The sequence below is a fragment of the Roseiarcus sp. genome, assembly GCF_049514155.1.
Taxonomy (GTDB): Bacteria; Pseudomonadota; Alphaproteobacteria; order Rhizobiales; family Beijerinckiaceae; genus Roseiarcus.
Genome location: NZ_JBEKVH010000007.1, coordinates 1 through 21543 on the forward strand (window position 1 = coordinate 1; position 21543 = coordinate 21543).

Here is a 21543-nt window from a genome sequence, read left to right on the forward strand (position 1 = left end):
AGGGGCGCAGCACATTGCGCTGTCCCCTGATACCCCGTCCCCTGCGAGACGATTCGAAGTACGTTCCGCGAATTGGCGATTGGCCGGTCCTCTGGGGTCACGGGGACAGGATACGAATTGCGCAATTTCGCGATCCTTTGCCGGTGCCAGATTTTCTCCCCTAACGCAGCCTCGCCTCTTCCCGCTGACTCACTGCGCCGTCGACCTCATGGATGCAAGAACTTCCGAAGTCTCGAGGCTGTCAATGGTCTTCGACCGCCAGAGGCGACGCGCGAACGCGCGCCATTGACAGGATTACGGATTACGGTGACAGCTTACTAAATGCACATAATCGCCCCTCGGCGCGTCGCGCTGGTCGCGCCCTCCCCGCCGACCCACCGCGCCGTCGACTTCATGGAAGCGAAGACTTCCGAAGCGACGAGGCTGTCGAGGGGCGTAGCCCGCCTGCGGCGGCGCGCCTTTCGGCGCGCCCTTGACAGCCTCGTCGCTTCGGAAAAAAGAGGCTTCTATGAGGTCACGGCGCTCCCTGCCGAACTTGCGCCGCCTGTCGCGCACGGGCGTTGCCGCAGCGGTTTGCTGGTCCGGCGCCTCATCCGCTCCGTCGCCAGCAGCCTACGCCGCCCGCTTCCGCGCTCGCGTCACCGCCCGCGTCGCCTTGCCCGCCGGCTTGCTTTTCGCCTTCGCGCCGCCCTCGCTCAGTTGCGCCTCGATCAGAACGCGGATGAATCGCTGGGTCGGCATCTTGGCCTTGGCGGCGCGCGCTTTGAGCGTCGCGAGCAGGGCGGCGGGCAGGCGCAGGCTGATGGACGCGTCCTTGGGCGCCAGTTCGAAGCGCACCTTTTTCATCTCCGAGAGGTCGTAGTCCGTAAGGTCGGCGTTTTGCAGCCAATCGTCGGCTTCCTCATCGGTTTTCAGATCGGGAAATTTCTTCGCCATAGCGCCTGATCTCCTTGTCGTGCATATAGCGCACGCTCACGGGGCGAATTCTGTCGCCACGCCAAGTGAACACGCAAAATATCCAGCGGCCCGAGGCCTCGCCGAAACCGAGCGCCCGTCGCTCTCCGGCGACGATCGCGTCGCGGACGATGTAGACGTCGCCGGCGAATAGCGCCTCGATCTCCCTTACCGAAACGCCATGCCCGAGGCATTTCGGAAGATTGCCGCTATCCCAGTCGAAGCCGCCGAACTTCATGACGGTTCATACGCGTTTGCATATGCAATTGCAATAGCGCCGCTGGCCAGTGGACCGCCTGATATTCGTGGATCGCATCGAGGTCCGCGAGCGCGCTATCGGCGTAGCGAATTCTCATCTCATGCGAAACCTCGCGCGAACCGCGTCGACCGCCTGCTCACTGGCGAAGCGGCCGTTGCGCGCGTCGTCCAGTCCGCGGTCGATGGCGGCCAGCTCTTGCGGCGAAGCGTGATAGACACCGGAGCGCTCCGCTTCGATGCTGCGCGCAGCCTCGAACAGCGTCTGCTGATCTTCCGCCGGCCACCCCTCGATCCTGGGAAGCAGTTGCTTGAGAGCGTTGATCATGGAGACGTTTATAGCACACGCCGTGCATGCGGGGCGAGCCGCTTCGCCTCTCACCCTTCCACCGCCACCCCGTTCTCCGCGCACCACTCCCGCAGCGCCTTCTCCTTCGCGGCGGCTTCGAACGCGTACCACTTGTCGAGCACGCCCTCGCGCGTCAGCAGGTCCCTGAATCGTCGATAGGCGCCGCGGCGCGAGAAGATTTGCGCGACTTCGTCGTAACGATCAGCGAGTTCTTCGTCGGCGAAGCGCATGACCAGCGGCTTGCCGAGATCGAGGTCGCGCGGGTCGGGCAAGGCGAGGTATTTCGCTCCGTCGTCGATATCGTCGGGCAGCTCATCGAACTCGCCGCCGAACGCGGAATGCCAAAGCATCTCACCGGTTTCCCGGCAGAGATAAGCCGAATTGTCCGAGTCTCCCACACTGACGAACTCGAAAGCTGTGAGAATGTCGTCCCAGGCGATAGGCATGGCCGAACCGCGCCCCCTCTCTTTCGTTGCGCCTTCACGAGGCACGCTAGCCACCAAATTGTCTCCGGAGGCGCCGCATTGGCAAGCCAGCGCTCGGCCGCCGCGAAGCCGGGTCGTCAGCGCTTGCGCAAAGCGCCGACGAGCGCCGCGCCGCGCTTGCGGCCGATCTCGCCATTCTTGTCGCGCCGATCGTCCTCGCGAAATCCGCCGTCGCCCTCCGTTCCGGTCGCCGCCAGCATCTCGCGTCGCAGGATGGCGTTGATACGGGATTGGTAGCCTTTGCCTTGCGCGCGCAGCCAGGCCAGCACGTCGGCGTCGATGCGCACGGTGGTCGAGGTCTTGATTGGCTTGTAGAAGCGGCCGCGCGCGGCGTCGGTCCAGAATTTCGCCGTCAGCGGCGGAATTTCGCTGGTATCGATGTCCGCGTCGGGTCGTGCGGCGAGCGTCGCCAGCTCGGCCTTCTGCTTCTCGGTCAGGGGAGGGAGATGGGCGAGATCGACTTCGCGTCTAACGCGTTTCTTGCTCATAGCGTCTCCTCTCCGTCCTGTCGGCCGCCCTGGCGGAAATGATGCGGATGACTTCGATCGCCTCGCCGTCCTCGTCCCTGAACGTGTGGGCGACGAGCAACAACACGCGCCCTTCGACCATGCCGAGGGTTCGCCAGCGCGCCTCGCCGCCCTCGATGCGATCTTGCTCGGTGAGCGCGAATGGGTCGGCGAACGCCCGCATGGCGATCTCGAAGCTCACCCCATGCTTGCGCAGATTGGCGGCCGCCTTGACCGGGTCCCACGCGAACCGAGTCGCCATGCAGAAATGTTACTACAAAATTGTAGTCGCAGGCAACGGCGTCTTTTTTGCGGCGCGGCGTGAGCGCTGCGAGCATCCCAGCGGAGACGCCGATTGATCGACCCACCTGCCGGCGCTCCCGCCGCGAGGCGCGCCGCCGTGGCGGACCATCGTTGCCGAAGTTTAATCCCGCTCTTCATCTCCGCGCCATCGGCGCGCCACGGCGGCGTTGATGATGCGCAGCCCCTGGCGCCGCTTGCGGCATTGCGCGATGCGGCCCGCAACTCGAAAGACGGAGAGAAACTATGCGCATGATTTTTGGCGCCCTCGTCGCGGCTTCGCTCATCGGCCTCGCCGGCTCGGCCTATGCGGCCGACGCGACCGGGACGATCAAGACCCTGGACGCCGCCAAGAGCATGGTGACGCTCGACAACGGCGCCACCTACGACATCGCCAAGGGCGTCAGCCTGTCCGGGTTCAAGGTCGGCGAGAAGGTCAAGCTGACCTACACCCAGTCGGGCAAGATGATGGACGCTTCGGCGATCACGCCCGCCGCCTGATCGCGGGCGCGCGCCTGCGCCGCCGGTTCCCGCCGGCGGCGTTTGCGGCGCGCGCGCTCGCGGAACAGGCCTCGCCGCCGAGAGCGCGACGGCGAGCGCTGTCCCGCTCTTTCCTTCTGGGCAAGCCGACCGAAGACGCGCCGCCGGGACGGCGCTCGGCGTTTCGCCCAAAGGCGGCGCTCACGCCGTCGGCAGGATCGCCGTCGCGTAGCCGCCGCCGTCGTCGAGCGAATGGTCGGCGATGATCCGTCCAAAATTCAGTTCGACGACGAGGCCAATGAGATGCGCGTAACGCTGAAAGCGCAACTGCAAAGAGTCGTCGACCATCGCGCCGCTCCAGTCGATGAATTTCAAGTCGCCGACGCCGACGAACCCGACCGCGCCTTCCGGCAGCTTGGCGTTGGAATTGGCAATGAAATCGTTGAAGAGCGGAACCTTGGCGAACATCGCTCGGAATTCGGCGCCGGGCGGAAGATGCGGAACGATGTCGTCCTGATACTCATAGCGCAAGCTGTGCGGAACGAGCTTGTCGTAGGCGGTCTGGAAATTGGCGTCTCCCGGCTTGGCGGCGGCGAAGGTCGTCACGATCGGCGGCGTCTTGCCGGCGTTTTCGCTCGCCCAGCGCGCGGCGGCGAGGTTGGCGAGCGCGCCGCCCTTGCTGTGCCCGGCGAAGTAAACCGGCTTGCCGGCGGGGACGCTGCGCGAAAGGTCGCTCCACAACGCATTGAGCGCGCCGAGAAACCCCTGATGGACGAGCCCCGGCAACTGGTCGCCCTGAACCAGGATCGCGTCGAAATCGCTGAGCCAGTCGAGCAGCACCTGTTTCTTGTCGGGGCTGTCCGGCGTCGGCGGCAGCGTTCCGCGAAAGGCGACGATGGTCTCGCTGGCGGTCTGGCCGATCAGCGCCGCGTCGATGCGATCCGTTCCGGTGGCGAATCCGGCCGGGCCTGAAACCCAACCGATCTTGTCGTAGGGCGGGCCGGATTGAACCGACCCCGACGCCGTGATCTCGTACGCCTGACGGGCGGCCAGCAGCAATCTCGCGACGATGGGCAAACTGCTCATGGGACGTTCCTCCGCGATGCGGGATTTCCCCCGCGTTGGCCTCGGCGCGTTATACGCGGCGGCCTTTTGCCCAACACCTAAGCCGGCGCATCCGTTACACTCAAACGGCGCGCCGCCGCGTGTAACGCCGTCGCCGACGCCGAACCCCTCGACGCGTCGGGACTGCAATCCTGTCAAAGGGATAGCGAAGCGCGAACGCCCGCCTCACTCCTGCCCGGTCGCGCGGGCGAGCGCTTTGGGCGGGGCGCCGGATTTGAGGGTCAGGGCGGCGTCGCCGACGCTCCACACGGCGCGGCTGTCGCTTTTGCCGCGGGCGTCGGTGACGCGGTAGTCGATGGTCAGCTCGCCAGCGGCGAGCGACCATGCGCTTTCGACCGTGATCGTCTTGCTCGCGTCGGTTTCGGCGCCGCTGTTGTCGCCGGCGATGATCAGCGGCGCGCCGGCTTCGACAGGAACGAGGCCGCGCTGGCGGAAGGCGTAGAGGTCGAGCGCCGACGACGCATAGCCCTGGAATAGGCCGCCGGATTCGATCGCGATCCCGTCGTCGCCGCCGATGGCGATCGGCGTGACCGAGGCGACGGCGCCGAAGGTTCCGCCCTTGGCGAACGACGAGAACGCGCGCAGGCGCTTGGCGCCGCCGGGGACGCGCTTCAGCACGGTCGCGCTTAAAGTCGCTTCGCAGCCGTGGCACGCTTCGCCCGGTTCGCCAATCTGGCTCACCAGCACGTCGACGTCGGCGTAGCGCAAGAGCTGCAGCGGATAGAGGCAGGTCTCGTCGTCGGTCGCCTGCGGCTCGCCGAACGCCGCGCGCGCGGCGGCGGCGAGGTCGCCGTCCGCCTTCAGCTTCGCCGCCACCGAACGGCAATAGCGCGGCGCGTCGGCGGCCGCGGCGGAGGCGAGCGCGAAGGCGAAGCCAAGCGCGAGGATGGTCGGCCGGAGGAGCAAGGCGGGCACGGGCGGAGGCCTCTCAGGGCGGCGGCGTTCGCCGAGGCTACGCCGCCGGCCCGCTTACGGTCTACACGCCCTCATCCCCGACCCTTCTCCCGAACGGGAGAAGGGGGCTGCGCTTCGCCTCAATCCAGCGACAGCGCGACGAAGCGGACGTCGCCGGTTCCGGTGGCGACGAGCAACAGCGCCGACTTCTTGCCGGCAGCCTTCAGCGCGGCGATCGCCTTGGCGACGTCGGAGGGCGTCTCGACCGCCTGCTGGTTCACTTCCTCGATCACCTCGCCGGGCTTGAGGCCCTTGTCGCTCGCGCTCGAGCCGGGCGCGACGGAAGCGATCACCGCGCCCTTGACGCTGTCCTTGAGCTTGAAGCTCTTGCGCGCGGCGTCGTCGATCGGCGCGAGCTCGAGGCCGAGCGCGGTCAGCGTCGCCGACTTGCCGGCGCCGTCGTCGGCCGCCTCGGCGCTCGCGACCGCGGCTTTCTCGCCGTCCTCGAGCCGGCCGAGCGTCACCGTCTTGGTGATCTCCTGGCCCTTGCGCACGATGACGACGTCGACCTGCTGGCCGACCGGCATCGAGGCGACCAGGCGCGGCAGGTCGCGCGATTCCTTGATGTCCTTGCCGTCGAACTTGACGATGACGTCGCCCGGCAGCAGGCCCGCCGGCTTGGCCGGGCCCTTGTCGTCGACGCCGGCGACCAGCGCGCCGCGCGCCGCGCCGAGGCCGAGGCTGTCGGCGATCGCGTCGTCGACCGGCTGGATGCGCACGCCGAGCCACCCGCGCCGCGTCTCGTGAAACTTCTCCAACTGGTCGATCACCGGCGCCACGCTCGCCGAAGGGGTGGCGAAGCCGATGCCGATCGAACCGCCGGAGGGCGACAGGATCGCGGTGTTGATGCCGATCACCTCGCCCTGCAGGTTGAACAGCGGCCCGCCGGAATTGCCCTTGTTGATCGACGCGTCGGTCTGCAGGAAGTCGTCGTAGGGGCCGGAATCGATGTTGCGGTTGCGCGCCGAGAGAATGCCGGCGGTGACCGTCTCGCCGAGGCCGAACGGATTGCCGACCGCCATCACGCCGTCGCCGACCCGCGCCTTGTCGCTGTCGCCGAACTTCACCGTCTTGAACGGCTTGTCGCTCTCGACCTTCAGCACCGCGACGTCGACCTTGGGATCCTTGCCGACGATCGTCGCCTTCAGCTTGCGGCCGTCGGTGAAGATGACGACGATGTCGTTGGCGTCGCCGATGACGTGATTATTGGTGATGACGATGCCGCTCGGGTCGATGACGAAGCCCGAGCCGAGCGACGACATCTTGTGCGGCCGCGGCACGGCGTTGAAGCCGTGGTTCTTGAAGAACTGGTCGAACATGTCGTCGAACGGCGTGCCCTTGGGCAGGTCGGGAATATCCTGCGCGCTCTTGTCGTCGACGGTCTGGGTCGCCGAGATGTTGACCACCGCGGCGGCGACGCTGTCGACCAGGTCGGCGAGGTTGGTCGGCTTGGCCTGGGCGAGGGCGGGCGCGCTCGAAGCGACGAGGGCCGGGGCGCCGAGCGCGATCGCCGCCGCAGCGGCGAAGGCGGCGCGGCGCGCGCGGCTCTTGAGCTTCCTCGCTAGGTCGAATCGCATGGCGTCCTCTCTCCTCAAAGGCCGGGCTTGCCGCGGCGAAACCGAGCCTGACCGGCAATCGTGTCGGCAAAGCGGCAAAGGCGCCGCAGCGGGGGCGGCGGCGCAGGCTTATGGGGCGGCGGGCGTAGCGGCAGGGGTTGGGGCCGGGATCGGGTTGCTGAAATAGCGGAAGAAATCCGACTTCGGGCTCAGGATCGCCCGCGTGTCGCCCTTGAAGGCCGCTTCATATGCCTGCATCGAGCGGTAGAACGTGAAGAATTCGGGGTCGGAGCCGTAGGCCTGGGCGAAGATGCGGTTGCGCTCGGCGTCGCCTTCGCCGCGGATCTGCTCCGACTGCTGCTGCGCCTGCGCGACCGTCACCGTCACCGTGGCGTCGGCGTCGGCCTTGATCTTCTGACTCTGCTGCGACCCCTGGGCGCGGAACGTGGCGGCGAGCCGCTGGCGCTCGGCCTGCATGCGGCGGAACACGGCTTCGGAATTCTCCGGGGGCAGGTCGGCGCGCTTGATGCGCACGTCGACGATGTCGAGGCCGAAGCGCTCCGCGCCGGCCTTCACCTGATCGCGGATGTCGGCCATCAGCGCGTCGCGGCGGTTGCGGACGATGTCGACGATCGAGGCCTCCGACAGCGTGCGGCGCAGCGCCGAATTCAGCATGCCGCCAAGCTGCGAGTCGGCGCCTTTGACGTTGAACACCGATTGGTAGAACAGCAGCGGGTCGGCGATGCGGTAGCGCACGAAGGCGTCGACCTCGAGCCGCTGGTTCTCGGCGACCAGCACCTCCTGCCGCTCGTTATCGAGGGCGAGGATGCGCTTGTCGATGTAGACGACCGAATCGATGAACGGCACGCGCGCGTGGAGCCCCGGCGCGCCGATGATGTCGCTCACCGGCTTGCCGAAGCGCAGCACCAGGGCCTGCTCGGTCGGATCGACGGTGAAGAAGGTGTAATCGGCGACGATGATCGCCGCGACGATTGCGATCAGAATCGCCAGGCCGCTGAACGGGTTTCTCATTTCGGCGCTCCCGCGGGCTTCTGGGTCGTCGGGTCGAGCGCCAGATAAGGAACCGGCGCGCTCGCCGAAGGCGCGTCGAGGATGGTCTTGCTCATCTCGCCGAGCACCCGCTCCATCGTCTCCAGATACATGCGCTCGCGGGTGACGCCGGGCGCGTTCTTGTACTGGGCGTAGATCTGGCTGTAGCGCGAGGTCTGGCCGGTGGCGTCGAGGATGGTCTGCTGCTTGTAGGCGTTGGCCTCGGCGAGGATGCGCGAGGCGCGGCCTTCAGCCTCGGGGACGACGCTGTTGGCGTAGGTCTCGGCGTCGTTGACGGCGCGCTGCTGGTCCTGCTGCGCCGCGGTGACGTCGCGATAGGCGGAGATCACCTGCGCCGGCGCGTCGACCGACTGCAACTGCACCTGCTTGACCAGCACGCCGGCGTGGTAGCCGTTGAGCACCGTCTGCATCCGCTGCTGGACGTCGGGCTCGATCGACTTGCGGTCGCTGGTCAACACGCCGTCGATCGTCTTCAGGCCGACGACCTCGCGCATGATGCTTTCGGCGACGGCTTTGACCGTCTCGCGCGGGTTCAAGATATTGAAGACGAAGTCTTCGGGATCAGTCGGGTCGATCTGCCAGCTGACGCGGAAGCGCACATTGACGATGTTCTGGTCGCCGGTCAGCATCTGGCTCTCGGCGAGAATGTCGGCGCCGCCGGCGTCGCTGCGGTAGCCGACCTCGGTGAGTTGCTGGTCCCACACCGGAACCTTGATCACCTCGCCGATCGGCCATGGCCAATTGGTGTTGAGGCCGTTCGCGGTCTTGCCGGTGTAGCGGCCGAAGACGAGGTTGATGCCGACCTCGTTGGGCTGGACGGTGTAGAACGAGCCGAGCGCGAACCAAGCCACCAGCGCAATCAGCGCGACGACGAGGATGAGCCGCGCCGCGCCGCCGCCGCCGCCTCCGCCCCCGGTCGGCGTCAGGCCGCGCAATCCCTGTTGCAGGCGGCGCAGCCATTCTTCGAGATCGCTTGGCGGCTGCGGCCCGGTCGGCCCTTGGCCCCACGGCCCTTGCCCCGGCGAACGCCAGGGTCCGCCGCCTTGATTGTTCCAGGACATGCAACCTCGTCCGAGCGCGGTCAATCTGCGCCGTTCGGGCGTCTATATAGGCGTTGCCGACGGCGCCGGCAACGCGCGTCGCGAGGGCGTTCGGCCGCTACGCCTCGCCCGGCGGCGCGGCTGCGCCGGCCGACCCGGCCTCGGCGGGCCCGCCTTCGCGCGGGTCTAGCGGCGCGATGCGCAGCGCCGCGATGCGGTTGCGCTGCTTGCGCAACACTTCGAATCGCATGCCGTGGAAGTTGAACGTCTGTTTGGCCTCCGGGATCGCGCGCGCCTCGTGGATGACGAGGCCGGCGACGGTCGCCGCCTCCTCGTCGGGCAGGTTCCAGTCCATCGCCCGATTGAGGTCGCGGATCGTCACCGACCCATCGACGATGATCGAACCGTCGAGCTGCTTGCGCACGCCCTGGGCGCCGACGTCGTGCTCGTCTTTGATGTCGCCGACGATCTCCTCGATGATGTCCTCGAGCGTCAGCAAGCCCAGCACCACGCCGTATTCGTCGACCACCAGCGCCGAGTGGGTCTTGCGGCGCAGGAAGGCCTGCAGCTGGTCGCGCAGCGTCGTCGCCTCCGGCACGAACCATGCCTCGAGCGCGATGTCGGCGGCGTTGATGCGGCTGGCGTCGCCGCCCGCCGCCGCATAGGCGCGGAACAGGTCCTTGGCGTGCAGCATGCCGATGATGTTGTCGGGGTCGCCGCGCCAAAGCGGCGTGCGGGTGTAGGGCGAGGCGAGCACCTCGCGCACCAGCTCGTCGGGCGGCAGGTCGGCGTCGAGGGTGCGCATCTTGGTGCGGTGGACCATGATGTCGGAGACAGTCACCTCGGAGAGCTCGAGCAGGCCGCCGAACATGTCGCGCTCGTCGCGCGCGACGCCGCCTTCGCTGTGGAGGATGTCGACTGCGCCGCGCAGCTCGTCGTGGCCGGAGATGCTCGACGTCAGCGAGAGGTTCACGCCGCACAGCCGCAGCATGAAGCGCACCAGGGCCTCGACCGTGGTGACGATCGGACCGAACACGGTGACGAAGAACGACACCGCCGGCGCGATCAGCAGCGAGACGCGGTCGGGATAGGCGATGGCGATCGTCTTCGGCAGCACTTCGCCGAAGACGACGATCAGCGCTGTCATGATCGCGGTGGCGTAGACGACGCCGCGCTCGCCGACGGTCGAAACGAGTTCGTTGGTGGCGAGCGCCGAGGCGGCGATGGTGACGAGCTGGCCGCCGAGCAGCATCGCGCTGATGAGCCGGCTGCGGGTCGCGACCAACCGCGCAACCAAGGCGGCGCGCGCGTCGCCGGCGGTCTCCAGCGCGCGCAGGCGGGCGCGCGAGGCGGCGGTGAGCGCGGTCTCCGCGCCGGCGAAGAAGGCGGCGGCGACGAGGGCGGCGACGATGCAGGCGACAGCGAGCCAGGCGGGCATGGCCGCCTTCTACCACAGAGGCGGCGCGGGCAGTTAGGCGCGGGTCGACTCAGGCGGGAGTGGGGACATTGGCGCGGTCTTCGGCGAGCGCGCGGCGCACGTCGTCGGCCGATTCCTGCAGCAGCCTGGCCATCGCCGCGCGCGCCGCCTCGGGACGCCGGGCGGCGATCGCCTGCATCACGTCGCGGTGCTGGTGGAGGCGGTCGTCTTTGATCGCCAAGCTGCGCCAGCCCATCTTGAACGTGCCCACCAGCGCCATCTCGATCAGGCTGCCGAGCGCGCCGAGCAGCCGGTTGCCGCTCGCCTGGAGGATTTCCTTGTGGAAGCGCACGTCGGCGGCGATCAGCTCGGCGTCGCCCGATTTGTGCGCCTCCATGTCGGCGTAGGCCGCCTCGATCCGCGCCAGCGACGCTTCGTCGCGCGATTCGGCTGCGAGCGCGGCCGCCTGCGGCTCGAAAATGCGCCTGAGCTGCAGCACGTCGCTGACGAACACTTCGGTCGGCGCGGCCTGCATGTGCCAGGCGAGGAAATCGGCGTCGAGCATATGCCAGTCGGCCTTCGGCCGCACCATCGTGCCGACCTTCTGCCGCGAGACGATCAGGCCCTTGGCCTCGAGCGCCCGGAACGCCTCGCGCAGCGTCGGCCGCGACACGCCGAAGCGCACCAGCAGGCTCGCCTCGTTGGGCAGGCGCGAACCTGGCGGGTAGAGGCCGGCGATGATTTCGCAGCCGAGCGCGGCGGCGAGCGAGTCGTTGACGTTGCGCTTGGGCGAGACAGCCCCGTCACTCGTCTCCTCACGCCCGGACCCGACCGCTCGCTTCGCCGCCCGCCTTGGCATGGGTCCCGTCGCATCGGCCACGGCTGATTCCCCCGCGGGTCGTCGGCCGCCCGTTCCCCTCGTCCATCCGGCCATAGGCGCATAGCCAAAAGAGACGAGGGCGAGAACGCCGACGACGGATCGCTGGAATCCATGTAGAACGCGTGATTGCGCTGCGCAATAGGCCGCCGCAGGCCGCCCCCGCCGATCTGACTATTGGGATTCAAGGCAATGCGGGCGCAAACGCGAAAATGGCGATAAGGGTCGCGGCGGCGGGCGCCTGCCGCCGTCGTGAATAGCGCCGCGGCCGGACTTCTCGGCCGCCGGGTTCGCCGATCCCGAGGGTCTGGAACGCCGCAACGCCTGCGAGGTGAGACTTGAACGCGTCGTTATTCACAGTTGTCGTCTTCATCTGGGGCCTGACCTGGTACGCCATCAAGCTGCAGCTCGGTCCGGTTCCGGCCGAGACGTCGATCTTCTGGCGCTTCCTCGTCGCCTCGGCGATCATGTGGATCGGCCTGGCGGTCGCCGGGCGGCTGAAGCGCGTCCCGCTGCGCGCTCACCTGTGGTTTGCGGCGCTCGGCCTCGCGCTGTTCTGCGGCAATTTTCTGTTTTTCTACAACGCGGAAAAGTTCGTCGCGAGCGGCGTAGTGTCGGTCGTGTTCGCCATGGCGTCGGCGTTCAACGTCTTCAACCAGTGGCTGTTTAACGGCGTGCGGCCGACCGCGCGCACGGTCCTGGGGGCGCTGATCGGCGTCGCCGGCGTCGCCTTCCTGTTCGCCGATCAGCTCGCCGCGACCGCCGCGGGCGGCGGCTCGGCGCTCGGCCTGCTGCTGACGATCGGCGGGACCTATTGCTTCTCGCTCGGCAATCTCGCCTCGCGGCCCGCGGCGAAGGCCGCCGGCGACCTGCCCAATGCGATCGCCCGGGCGATGACCTGGGGCGCGGCGATGCTCGCCGTCGTCGTCGCCGCGCGCGGCCTGTCGTTCGCGCCGTCGACCGAGCCGGTCTATGTCGGCGCGCTCCTCTATCTGGCGGCGATCGGCTCGGCCGTCGGCTTCCTCGTCTATCTCGCGCTGGTCGCCCGCGTCGGTCCGGAGCGCGCCGCCTATACGACCGTCCTGTCGCCGGTCATCGCGCTGGCGGTCTCGTGGCTGCTCGAAGGCTATCAGTGGAGTCCTTGGGCGCTGATCGGCGCGCCGCTGATCCTCGTCGGCAACGTCGTCATCTTCCTCCCCAAGTTCGGGCGCGGTATGGTTCGCGATCAGCCTTCACCGTTTCAGGCGGAGGCCGCCCCCGGAGAGTGAGGATGAACGCGCAGCCGCGCCCGTTTGACGATTTTCGCGCGCTCATCGAGGCCATGCCGGAAGCCGACGTCGCCGCGGTCGACGCGGCGCGCGCGCGGCAGGCCGAGCTGACCAAGCCCGTCGGCTCGCTCGGCTGGCTGGAGGACATCGCCAAATGGCTCGCCGGCTGGCAGCGCGGCGCGCCCCATATCGATGCGCCGCTGGTCGCCGTCTTCGCCGGCAATCACGGCGTCGTCGCCCACGGCGTCTCGGCCTATCCAGCCTCAGTGACCCAGGCGATGGTCGCCAATTTCGCCAGCGGCGGCGCGGCGATCAATCAGATCTGCAAGACCTTCGACATTTCGCTGCGCGTGTTCGAGTTGGCGCTCGAGCGGCCAACTGGCGACATCACTTGTGAGCCGGCCCTCGACGAAAGGGCCTGCGCCGCGACGATGGCGTTCGGCATGGAGGCGCTCGCCGCCGGCCCCGACGTCATCTGCTTGGGCGAAATGGGCATTGGCAACACCACCGCGGCGGCGGCGATCTACAACGCGCTCTACGGCGGCGCGCCGGAGGACTGGGTTGGTCGCGGCGCCGGCGCCGACGACGCGGCGTTGAAACGCAAGGCCGACGCGGTGCGCGCCGCCATCGCGCTGCATCGCGAACATCTTCACGACCCGTTCGAAGTCCTGCGCCGGCTCGGCGGGCGCGAGATCGCCGCGATCGTCGGCGCGATCCTCGCCGCGCGCGTCCAGCGCGTTCCGGTGCTGCTCGATGGTTTCGTCGTCTGCGCCGCGGCGGCGGTCCTCGCCGCGCTCGACGAGCGCGCGCTCGACCATTGCATGGCCGCGCACGTCTCGGCCGAAAGCGCTCACGCGGAGGCGCTGCGCCGGCTGGGGAAACGGCCGCTGCTCGATCTCGGCATGCGGCTGGGCGAAGGCTCCGGCGCCGCGCTGGCGGTCGGAATCGTCAAGGCGGCCGTCGCCTGCCACAACGGCATGGCGACCTTCGCCGAGGCCGGCGTCGCCGGCAAGGAACGCTGAACCGTCCGCTCAGTCGAGCCGCTTGCCGCGGTTCAGCCGGTCGCCGGCGCGCCGCCCGGCCGCCCGCTCAGTCGAGCCGCTTGTCGCGGCTCAGCCGGTCGCCGGCGCGCCGCTCGGCCGCGACGAAATGCCACGCCAGGGCGACGACGATCAGCGCGCCGTCGGCGATCGCCAGCTTCATGAACGTGTCGGGCGACCAGATCTGGAGCCACAGCTGCGCCAAGCCGCCGGCGACGCCGACGATGAACAGACCGACGGCGATCGCCGCGGCGGCGCTCATCGCTCCGGCTCCGCGACCACCGCCGCGCCTTGGCGGATGGCCTCGGCGCCGCCGCTCAGGATTTCGTTGGCGTCGTAACGCATTGCGACGATGGCGTTGGCGCCGTTGATCATGGCGTGCTCGCACATCATGCGGTCGGAATCGGCGCCGGTCCGCCCGCACAGGCTGGCGTAGACCGAGATGGCGCCGCCGAAGAGGGTCTGCAGCCCGGCGGCGAAATTGCCGACCAGCGAACGCGAGCGCACGACCACGCCGCGCGCGGCCCCGACGTTGCGGACGATGCGCCAGCCGGGCGACTCGAGCGCGGTCGTCGCCATTTGCGCAGCCATCGGCGTCCCCCGTGGTTTGCGCCGACCGCTACATCCCGCCGAGATGGTCGGCGACGGCGAAAATGTCCTTGTCGCCGCGGCCGGAGATATTGACCACCATCAGGTGGTCGCCCGGCTTCTTCGGCGCGAGTTCGGCGACCTTGGCGAGCGCGTGGGCCGGCTCGAGCGCCGGGATGATCCCTTCGAGCTGCGAGCAGAGCTGGAACGCGACCAGCGTCTCCTTGTCGGTCGCCGAGAGATAGGTGACGCGGCCGCTCTCCTTCAGCCACGAATGCTCAGGGCCGATGCCGGGATAATCGAGGCCGGCCGAGATCGAGTGGCCCTCGTTGATCTGGCCGTCTTCGTTCATCAGCAAGTAGGTGCGGTTGCCGTGCAGCACGCCGGGCCGGCCGCCGGCGAGCGACGCGGCGTGGCCGTCGGGCACGTCGAGCCCGTGTCCCGCCGCCTCGACGCCGTACATCTCGACGCTCTCGTCGTCGAGGAAGGGATGGAACAGGCCGATGGCGTTGGAGCCGCCGCCGATGCAGGCGACCAGGCTGTCGGGAATGCGGCCTTCCATCTCCAGCATCTGCTTGCGCGTCTCCTCGCCGATGACGCACTGGAAATCGCGCACCATCGCGGGATAGGGGTGCGGACCGGCGCAGGTGCCGATGCAGTAGAACGTATCGGAGACGTTGGTCACCCAGTCGCGTAGCGCCTCGTTCATCGCGTCCTTGAGCGTGCGTGCGCCCGACTGCACGGCGCGCACCTCGGCGCCGAGCAGCTTCATGCGAAAGACATTGGGCTTCTGCCGCTCGATGTCGACCGCGCCCATGTAGACCACGCATTTCAGGCCGAAGCGCGCGCAGGCGGTGGCGGTGGCGACGCCGTGCTGGCCGGCGCCGGTCTCGGCGATGATGCGCGTCTTGCCCATGCGGCGCGCCAGCAGGATCTGGCCGAGCACGTTGTTGATCTTGTGCGCGCCGGTGTGATTGAGCTCTTCGCGCTTGAAATAGATCTTCGCGCCGCCGAAATGCGCGGTCAGCCGCTCGGCGAAATAGAGCGGGCTCGGCCGGCCGACGTAATGGGTCAGCAGGCCGCCGAGTTCGCGGTGGAATTCGGGGTCGTCCTTGGCCTTGGCGTAGGCCTGCTCCAGCGCCAGCACCAGCGGCATCAGCGTCTCGGCGACGAAGCGGCCGCCGAAAATGCCGAAATGGCCGCGCTCGTCGGGGCCGTTGCGGAACGAATTGGGCTTGTCGACTTTGGTCACGCGGGGCTCCTTGCCTCGTGCTCGCGCGCGAAGGCGGCGCGCGCGGCGGCGGCGAAGGCCGCGATTTTGTTCTCGTCCTTGACGCCCGGCGCGCGTTCGACGCCCGACGAGACGTCGACGCCGCGCGCGCCCGAAAGCGCCACCGCCTCGCCGACGTTGTCCGCGTCGAGCCCGCCCGACAGCAGCCACGGGATCTTGGGCGCGAAACCGCGCGCCAGCCGCCAGTCGAACGGCCGGCCGTTGCCGCCCGGCAGCACGGCGTCCTTGGGCGGCTTGGCGTCGATCAACAGCCAGTCGGCGACGCTTGCGTAGTCGCGCGCGCGGGCGAAGTCCGCCGCTTCCGAAACGCCGATCGCCTTCATCGCCGGCAGGCCGAGCGTCCGCTTGATCGCCGCCACCCGCTGCGGCGTCTCGCGGCCGTGCAATTGCAGCATGTCGGGGCCGACGACGCGGGCGATCGCCGCCAGCAGGTCGTCGTCGGCGTCGACCGTCAGCGCGACGATCCTGGCGCGATCGCGCGCCTGGGCGGCGAGCTCGCGGGCGTGGTCGAGGCCGACGAAGCGCGGGCTCTTGGCGAAGAACACCAGCCCGACCATGTCGGCGCCGGCGTCGAGCGCCGCCTCGAGCGTCGCCGCGGTGGCCAGGCCGCAGATTTTGACCGTCGGAACCATGCGCCTGTTTCCGACAAGACGCCGGCCGAGTCAAAGAATCCGGCGCGCGCCCTGCCGGGCGGGGCTCAGCCGCCAGCCGGCAGGCCGATGTGTTCGCTCACCTTGGCGGTCATCGCCTCGATCCGCTCGGCGAGCGCCATGACCTTGTCCGTCAGCTCGGTGTTCTGGCGCAGAAGCTCCTGGACCCTCTCGGTCAGCGTCGTGTTCTGGCCAAGCATGTCGACCAGCAGCGCGGTTTGCTTCTCCATCTGCTGCTGGCGCTGCTCGGAGATGCGGTGCAGCTCCTCGCGGTGCTCGGCGTCGGCGATCGAATGCGCCTTGTCGCGATCGGCCTGGCGGGTTTCGGCGAGCAGAATCAACGGCGCCGCATAGGCCGCCTGCAGCGAAAAGGCGAGGTTGAGCAGGATGAAGGGGTAGACGTCGAACGTCGTCAAACCCGCCGCGTTGATCCAGATCCACACGCCGACCACGACCGTCTGGCCGATAAGAAAGGTCGGCGTGCCGAAGAAGCGGGCGAAGGCCTCCGCCTTCAACGCGAACCAGTCGCCGCCGAACACGGTCTCGAGGTGGGCGTGCGGCAGATGAAACCGCCGCGCCCAGTCCGGTCCTGAAGGCTGTCCTTGCCCGCTCATGTTCCCTCCGTCGCTGGATTGCGCCGCGGCGAACGCCGCAAGCCGGGACGATACAGGGAATTTTGTGAAAATCGATTGTCGGCTGCGGAGGCGGGCTCAGCGGTCGCCCGCCCGTTTCCACACCAGCATCGCCGCCGCCAGGTCCTCGATCGCCGCGCCGACCGACTTGAACAGGGTGATCTCGCGTTCGCCGCCGCGTCCCGGCGCGCCGCGGACCAAAGCGGCGAGGTCGCCGGCGACGTCGGCGCGCGCGATCGCGCCGCTCTCCAGGCCCAGCGCGACGTCGCCGCCCTCGCTCATCGCCGCCTCGGTGTCGACGAAGATGCGCGCGCGCTTCAGCGCCGCGTCGTCGGCCTCACGCATGCGCATCGAGAAGGCGCCGACGAGGTCGAGATGCTGACCGCCGCTGAGCCAGGCGCCGGCGACGAGCGGCGCCTCGGACAGCGTCGCGCAGGAGATGATGTCGGCGTCGCGCACGCCGTTCTCGAGCCGCTTGACGACGTGCGCGTTGAAGCCCTCGCCGCCGAGCGCCGCGGCGAGCCGATGCGCGCCGACAGGGCGGTGGTTCCACACCGCGATCGTCTCGATCGGCCGCACGCTGGCGTGGGCGCGGGCGAGAAACGGGGCGAGCTGGCCGGCGCCGACGATCAGCAGCCGCCTGGCGCCGGCGCGCGCAAGATAGCGCGCCGCCAAAGCCGAGGCGGCGGCGGTGCGCCAGACCGTTAGCCGCGTTCCGTCGAGGGTGGCGATCGGCGCGCCGGTGACGCCCGACTGCAGGACGTAGAGACCCTGCACCGCGGGCAGGCCGCGCGCGCCGTTGCCAGGAAAGACGTTGACGATCTTGGCCCCGAGAAAGTCTTCGCCCGATCCGAACCGGGTCCAGGCGGGCATCAGCAGCGCCGTCGCCGTCGCCTCGCCCGGCCGCTCGATCGCATGGTGATGGCGCTGGGGCGCTTGGAAGCCGCCGCGGAATGCTTCGGCGAGCGCGTCGATCAACGAGGGAAAATCGAGCGCGGCGTCGATTTCGGCGGCGGCGAAATGGCGCATGCGGCTTCAGCCTCGTGTCACGGCGGCGGCGCGGCGCCGAGCCGGACGCGGCCCGCCTCGGCTTCGGCGCGCCAGCGGTCGGCCTCGGCGCGAGACCGCCGCGCTGCGCGGCGGTGGCGCCCCTGCGCGAACCACACCGCGACGCCGCCAGCGACGACGCCGAGCATCGCCGTCAGGATCAGCACGACGAACAGCGGCAGGCTGACCGCGAAAGCGGGGACGTCGCCCGACGGAAACGGGTCGAACGACACGGTGACGAATTGGCGATTGGCGAAGGCGAAGGCGAGCAGCGCGATCGCGATCGGAACGATGACGACGAGTTTGAGAAAGCGAACCATGAAGCGATCCGGCGGCGACGCTTAAGCGGCGCTCAGCGACAATGCCGCCAAAGCGCCGGCGGCGCAGACCGCTGGCCCGCGCCGTTTCGTCAGCTAAAGCGGCTTGGTGTTCAGCCGCTCGCGCATCTCCTTGCCGGTCTTGAAGAACGGCACCAGCTTCTCGGTCACCGGGACCTTGTCGCCGGTGCGCGGATTGCGACCGGTGCGGGCGAGGCGCTGCTTGGTCGAGAAGGCGCCGAAGCCGCGCAACTCGACGCGCTCGCCGCGCGCGAGCGCGTCGGCGATTTCGCCAAGAATGGCGTCGACGATGTTCTCGATGTCGCGTTGGTAGAGATGCGGATTGCGCGCCGACATGCGCTGCACGAGTTCAGACTTGATCAACGGACGCCCCCTCTGGAACGATTAGAAATCCCGCCGTCATCTCTAATCCCCGCCAGACAGTTGCCAAACCGAGACCAATCCGTCAACCGGCGGCCGATCTTCGTAACGTAAAGCCTCGGCGATCGACGTCAGGCCGGCGAGGTCGGCCGCGGCGGCGGCCAGGCTCGTCAGCTTGAAGCCGGTCCACCCCGTTCCCGGCTTATGGTCGCGCACCGGCAGGTTCTTCGCCACGCCGCGATCCTTCTCCAGCCAGGCGATCGCGTCGCGTTCGTCGCCGATCGCGTCGACGAGCTTGAGCGGCAGGCCCTGGCGGCCGGTGAACACCCGTCCGTCGTCGACTTTGGCCAGCTCCTCGTCGGTCAGGCCACGCCGGTCTTTGACCAGCGCCTTGAACCAGTCGAAGGAATCGGCGATCAGCGCGGCCATGGCGGCGCGCGCTTCGTCGCTGGTCGGCTCGAACCCGTTCGGCGCCGCCTTCAACGGCGACGACTTGATCGACTCGAGCTTGACCCCGACCTTGTCCATCAGCCCCGACACGTTGGGATATTCGACCAGTACGCCGATCGAACCGACGATCGAATTGCCGCGGACGAAAATGCGGTCGGCGCCGAGCGCGGCGATATAGGCGCCCGAGGCGGCCATGCCGCCGACGACCGCCGCCACCGGCTTCTTCGCCGCCAATCGGCGCAATTCGTCGTAGATTTCTTCCGAGCCTTCGGTGCCGCCGCCGGGGCTGTCGATGCGGACCAGCGCCGCGGCGACCGCCGGCGAATCGCGCGCCTCGCGGATCAGCTTCAGCGTCTCCTCGTCGCCGGCGATGAAGCCGGTGACCGTGAGGCGGGCGATATGTGGGCCGCCGACGAAGCCCGCCGCGCCGGAGAAGCGCGCGCCGAGGGCGATGATCGCCAGCGCCGCGACGACAAAGGCGACGATGCGCCAGAAGCCGAGCTGGCGGCGCAGACGGCGGCGATCGACGAGGTAATCGGCGGCGGATGTGGACACGCAAGCTCCCCGCGGCGTCCAACGCGACGCATCGCTCCGCTTGCGCGGCGACGCCGACGCTCGGCTGGGCGAGGCGGCAAACTAGTCGCCGCGCCGCATCGGCGCAAGGGCGACAGTCGCGCGCGCCGTGACGCGCGCGCTCAATCGTTGCGGATCGGCAGGCGCCGGCGGCAGGCGGTCAGGCGGCGGAGGCCGGTTCGGCGGTCGCTTCCGGCGGAATTTCGGCCGGCGTCTCGGCCGCGACGGGCGCTTCCGCCGGCGCGTCGGCGGCCGCGGCTTCGGTCGGCGGCGTCTCGGGGGCCGCTTCAGCCGCCGCCTCGGCGGCCGGCGCGCCCGAGAGCGGCGCGAACACGCCGTCGAAGAAGGCGACGAATTTCTCCCGCATCTCGGTCGTCTGGTGGTGTCTGCCGGCGTCGTACGCCTGGCGCAGCGACGCGGCGACGGCGCTCTGCGCGTCGGCGATGATCTCTTCAATCGTGTGCATGGCGGCTCCCCTCGTTGCATTCGTCTTCGACGATCGCGCCGCGAATCCAATCTCGGCGCGTCGTCGTGAACGACGACGCGCGACGACATCGACGCCTCAGGCCGTTTTCTGCTCGGGCCGGGGCGATTGTGCGATTGCGGCGAAACCTGTCGCCCTCGCGGATTCGTTTTCAAATCGAATCAAAGCGACGACATGAAGACGATAACATCGACGCTTCGCCGATAGTGCGCGTCGAGTGACAAAACACGCCTCATCGTAACAACGGAGCGTCGCGACGATGACGATACAGTAAGCATACGCGACGTTGCGTCGCGCCGCTCAGGCGAGTCGGCGCGCGGCGTATTGGCCGGTCTTGCGGAAGCGATAGAGATAGGACGGCGCTGCGGCCTCGATCCCCTGCGGGCTGATTGCGAGTTCGCGCAGCGTGCGCCCTTGGGCGATCGCCGCCGCCGAGACGACGTTGTCGTGGCGCAGCAGCTCGACCTGGTCGCGCGTCGTCGTCAGCATCGCGGGGAAGGCGCCGAGCGACAGGGTCGAGGCGACCTCGGTCGACCAGGCGACGATCCGCGCCAGCGCAAACGGCAGCGGAACCAGGGCGCGGCGGCGCTCGACGATGCGCAGGGTCAGCGCGGCGATTTCGCGCAGCGTCAGAACTTCCGGCCCGCCGAGTTCGTACGTGCGCCCGGCCGCGCTCGCGTCGCCGATGACGGCGAGCGCCGCCAGCGCGACGTCGCCGACGAAAACCGGCTGCAGCTTCGTCGCGCCGCCGCCGAATAGCGGCAGCGCCGGCAAGGCGCGCGCCAGCGCGCCGAAGCGATTGAGAAAATCGTCCTCCGGGCCGAAGACGACCGACGGGCGCAGGATGATTGCGGCGGGCGCGGCCTCGCGCGCGGCGCTCTCGCCGCGGCCCTTGCTGGCGATATAGGGGTTGGACGAACGCGCATCGGCGCCGACGCCCGAGACGTGGACGAGTTTGTCGATCCCCGCCGCGGTTGTCGCGCGCGCAATCGCGCCGGCGCCGACCGCGTGCACCGCTTCGTAGGTCTGGCGGCCGCCCTGGCGCTGGATCCCGGCGGCGTTGACGACGGCGTCGGCGTCCTCGACAGCCGCGACGATCGATTCCGGATAACGCAGGTTCGCCTGCACCAGCTCGATCTGGCCGACGACGCCGAGCGGGCGGAGGAAGCCGGCGAGGTCGGGCCGCCTGACCGCGACCCGGATGCGCCAGCCCTCGCGCGCCAGCGCCCGGACGATGTGCCGGCCGACGAAGCCGGAGCCGCCGAAAACGGTCGCCAGACGATCGGCGCTGGGCGTGAATTCGGCCATCTTCGCGTCGCTCCTGCCAGGGGTCCGCCCCTGAATAAGGTATGGGGCGGCGGCTGTACAGACGCGCCGGAATCCCCCGGCGGGCCGCGGTTTGACGAAGCGGCGCTGTTATGAATGACTGGCTCGCCCGCCGCGCGACATGGGG

The 21543-nt window shown here is 68.9% G+C and carries 27 protein-coding genes; 3 read left to right on the plus strand and 24 right to left on the minus strand.

What is annotated here, in order from left to right:
• Positions 1–612: 612 nt before the first annotated feature.
• The 6 genes from ABSF49_RS01820 to ABSF49_RS01845 all read right to left on the minus strand — a co-directional run bounded on the left by ABSF49_RS01820 (position 613) and on the right by ABSF49_RS01845 (position 2811).
• Positions 613–936 (minus strand): CopG family antitoxin, encoded by a 324-nt coding sequence (locus ABSF49_RS01820; RefSeq protein WP_424110920.1) that lies wholly within the window; start codon positions 934–936, stop codon positions 613–615.
• Positions 902–1192, minus strand: coding sequence for a BrnT family toxin (locus ABSF49_RS01825; RefSeq protein WP_424110921.1), 291 nt, complete (start codon positions 1190–1192; stop codon positions 902–904). The genes ABSF49_RS01820 and ABSF49_RS01825 overlap by 35 nt, the downstream gene beginning before the upstream one ends.
• Positions 1193–1306: 114 nt before the next feature.
• On the minus strand, positions 1307–1537 hold the full coding sequence (locus ABSF49_RS01830) for a hypothetical protein (RefSeq protein WP_424110922.1): 231 nt from the start codon (positions 1535–1537) through the stop codon (positions 1307–1309).
• A 50-nt stretch (positions 1538–1587) separates the two neighbouring features.
• Positions 1588–2058: a hypothetical protein gene (locus tag ABSF49_RS01835; RefSeq protein ID WP_424110971.1), complete on the minus strand. Its 471-nt coding sequence runs from the start codon at positions 2056–2058 to the stop codon at positions 1588–1590.
• A gap of 62 nt (positions 2059–2120) precedes the next feature.
• Positions 2121–2531, minus strand: coding sequence for a BrnA antitoxin family protein (locus ABSF49_RS01840; protein ID WP_490363314.1), 411 nt, complete (start codon positions 2529–2531; stop codon positions 2121–2123).
• Positions 2512–2811, minus strand: a complete 300-nt coding sequence (locus ABSF49_RS01845; protein ID WP_424110923.1) for a BrnT family toxin — start codon at positions 2809–2811, stop codon at positions 2512–2514. The genes ABSF49_RS01840 and ABSF49_RS01845 overlap by 20 nt, the downstream gene beginning before the upstream one ends.
• A 284-nt stretch (positions 2812–3095) precedes the next feature.
• Here ABSF49_RS01845 and ABSF49_RS01850 point away from each other — a divergent pair, with 284 nt between their 5' ends.
• A complete protein-coding gene (locus tag ABSF49_RS01850) occupies positions 3096–3350 on the plus strand; it encodes a DUF1344 domain-containing protein (protein WP_424110924.1) in 255 nt (84 codons plus the stop codon).
• A 180-nt stretch (positions 3351–3530) separates the two neighbouring features.
• On the opposite strand, the gene ABSF49_RS01855 is transcribed toward ABSF49_RS01850, so the two are convergent.
• The 7 genes from ABSF49_RS01855 to ABSF49_RS01885 form a co-directional block, all read right to left on the minus strand.
• Positions 3531–4415, minus strand: coding sequence for a lipase family protein (locus ABSF49_RS01855; protein ID WP_424110925.1), 885 nt, complete (start codon positions 4413–4415; stop codon positions 3531–3533).
• A gap of 204 nt (positions 4416–4619) precedes the next feature.
• Entirely contained in the window at positions 4620–5369 is a 750-nt protein-coding gene (locus ABSF49_RS01860; protein ID WP_424110926.1) for a hypothetical protein, read from the minus strand.
• Positions 5370–5488: 119 nt separating this feature from the next.
• A complete protein-coding gene (locus ABSF49_RS01865; protein ID WP_424110927.1) occupies positions 5489–6985 on the minus strand; it encodes a Do family serine endopeptidase in 1497 nt (498 codons plus the stop codon).
• Positions 6986–7093: 108 nt separating this feature from the next.
• A complete protein-coding gene (hflC, locus tag ABSF49_RS01870; RefSeq protein ID WP_424110928.1) occupies positions 7094–7996 on the minus strand; it encodes a protease modulator HflC in 903 nt (300 codons plus the stop codon).
• Positions 7993–9096, minus strand: coding sequence for an FtsH protease activity modulator HflK (hflK, locus tag ABSF49_RS01875; protein ID WP_424110929.1), 1104 nt, complete (start codon positions 9094–9096; stop codon positions 7993–7995). The genes hflC and hflK overlap by 4 nt, the downstream gene beginning before the upstream one ends.
• A 97-nt stretch (positions 9097–9193) precedes the next feature.
• Complete coding sequence (locus ABSF49_RS01880; RefSeq protein ID WP_424110930.1) at positions 9194–10513, minus strand: HlyC/CorC family transporter; 1320 nt, start codon at positions 10511–10513, stop codon at positions 9194–9196.
• 49 nt (positions 10514–10562) lie between these two features.
• Complete coding sequence (locus tag ABSF49_RS01885) at positions 10563–11372, minus strand: FadR/GntR family transcriptional regulator (RefSeq protein WP_424110931.1); 810 nt, start codon at positions 11370–11372, stop codon at positions 10563–10565.
• 335 nt (positions 11373–11707) lie between these two features.
• On the opposite strand from ABSF49_RS01885, the gene ABSF49_RS01890 reads away from it, so the two are divergent.
• Positions 11708–12637: a DMT family transporter gene (locus ABSF49_RS01890; RefSeq protein ID WP_424110932.1), complete on the plus strand. Its 930-nt coding sequence runs from the start codon at positions 11708–11710 to the stop codon at positions 12635–12637.
• Between the two features lie 2 nt (positions 12638–12639).
• On the plus strand, positions 12640–13659 hold the full coding sequence (gene cobT / locus ABSF49_RS01895) for a nicotinate-nucleotide--dimethylbenzimidazole phosphoribosyltransferase (protein ID WP_424110933.1): 1020 nt from the start codon (positions 12640–12642) through the stop codon (positions 13657–13659).
• A gap of 67 nt (positions 13660–13726) precedes the next feature.
• Here the strand turns inward: cobT and ABSF49_RS01900 are convergent, their stop codons facing one another.
• The 11 genes from ABSF49_RS01900 to ABSF49_RS01950 form a co-directional block, all read right to left on the minus strand.
• A complete protein-coding gene (locus ABSF49_RS01900; RefSeq protein ID WP_424110934.1) occupies positions 13727–13939 on the minus strand; it encodes a hypothetical protein in 213 nt (70 codons plus the stop codon).
• Positions 13936–14256 carry a YbjQ family protein gene (locus tag ABSF49_RS01905; RefSeq protein ID WP_424110935.1) on the minus strand — a complete coding sequence of 107 codons (321 nt, stop codon included), beginning with the start codon at positions 14254–14256 and terminating at the stop codon, positions 13936–13938. The genes ABSF49_RS01900 and ABSF49_RS01905 overlap by 4 nt, the downstream gene beginning before the upstream one ends.
• Positions 14257–14296: 40 nt before the next feature.
• On the minus strand, positions 14297–15517 hold the full coding sequence (gene trpB, locus ABSF49_RS01910; RefSeq protein WP_424110936.1) for a tryptophan synthase subunit beta: 1221 nt from the start codon (positions 15515–15517) through the stop codon (positions 14297–14299).
• The gene (locus ABSF49_RS01915; RefSeq protein ID WP_424110937.1) at positions 15514–16188 is read right to left on the minus strand and encodes a phosphoribosylanthranilate isomerase; all 675 of its coding nucleotides are present in this window, start codon (positions 16186–16188) and stop codon (positions 15514–15516) included. Before ABSF49_RS01915 ends, trpB begins: the two co-directional genes overlap by 4 nt.
• 65 nt (positions 16189–16253) lie before the next feature.
• Entirely contained in the window at positions 16254–16820 is a 567-nt protein-coding gene (locus ABSF49_RS01920; protein ID WP_424110938.1) for a DUF1003 domain-containing protein, read from the minus strand.
• Positions 16821–16916: 96 nt separating this feature from the next.
• Positions 16917–17867, minus strand: a complete 951-nt coding sequence (gene lhpI, locus ABSF49_RS01925) for a bifunctional Delta(1)-pyrroline-2-carboxylate/Delta(1)-piperideine-2-carboxylate reductase (RefSeq protein ID WP_424110939.1) — start codon at positions 17865–17867, stop codon at positions 16917–16919.
• Between the two features lie 17 nt (positions 17868–17884).
• A complete protein-coding gene (locus ABSF49_RS01930) occupies positions 17885–18205 on the minus strand; it encodes a lipopolysaccharide assembly protein LapA domain-containing protein (protein WP_424110940.1) in 321 nt (106 codons plus the stop codon).
• A 93-nt stretch (positions 18206–18298) separates the two neighbouring features.
• Positions 18299–18586 carry an integration host factor subunit beta gene (locus ABSF49_RS01935; protein WP_424110941.1) on the minus strand — a complete coding sequence of 96 codons (288 nt, stop codon included), beginning with the start codon at positions 18584–18586 and terminating at the stop codon, positions 18299–18301.
• A gap of 42 nt (positions 18587–18628) precedes the next feature.
• On the minus strand, positions 18629–19588 hold the full coding sequence (gene sppA, locus ABSF49_RS01940) for a signal peptide peptidase SppA (RefSeq protein ID WP_424110942.1): 960 nt from the start codon (positions 19586–19588) through the stop codon (positions 18629–18631).
• 178 nt (positions 19589–19766) lie between these two features.
• A complete protein-coding gene (locus ABSF49_RS01945; protein WP_424110943.1) occupies positions 19767–20072 on the minus strand; it encodes a hypothetical protein in 306 nt (101 codons plus the stop codon).
• 318 nt (positions 20073–20390) lie between these two features.
• Positions 20391–21398, minus strand: a complete 1008-nt coding sequence (locus ABSF49_RS01950; RefSeq protein ID WP_424110944.1) for a complex I NDUFA9 subunit family protein — start codon at positions 21396–21398, stop codon at positions 20391–20393.
• Positions 21399–21543 lie beyond the last annotated feature (145 nt).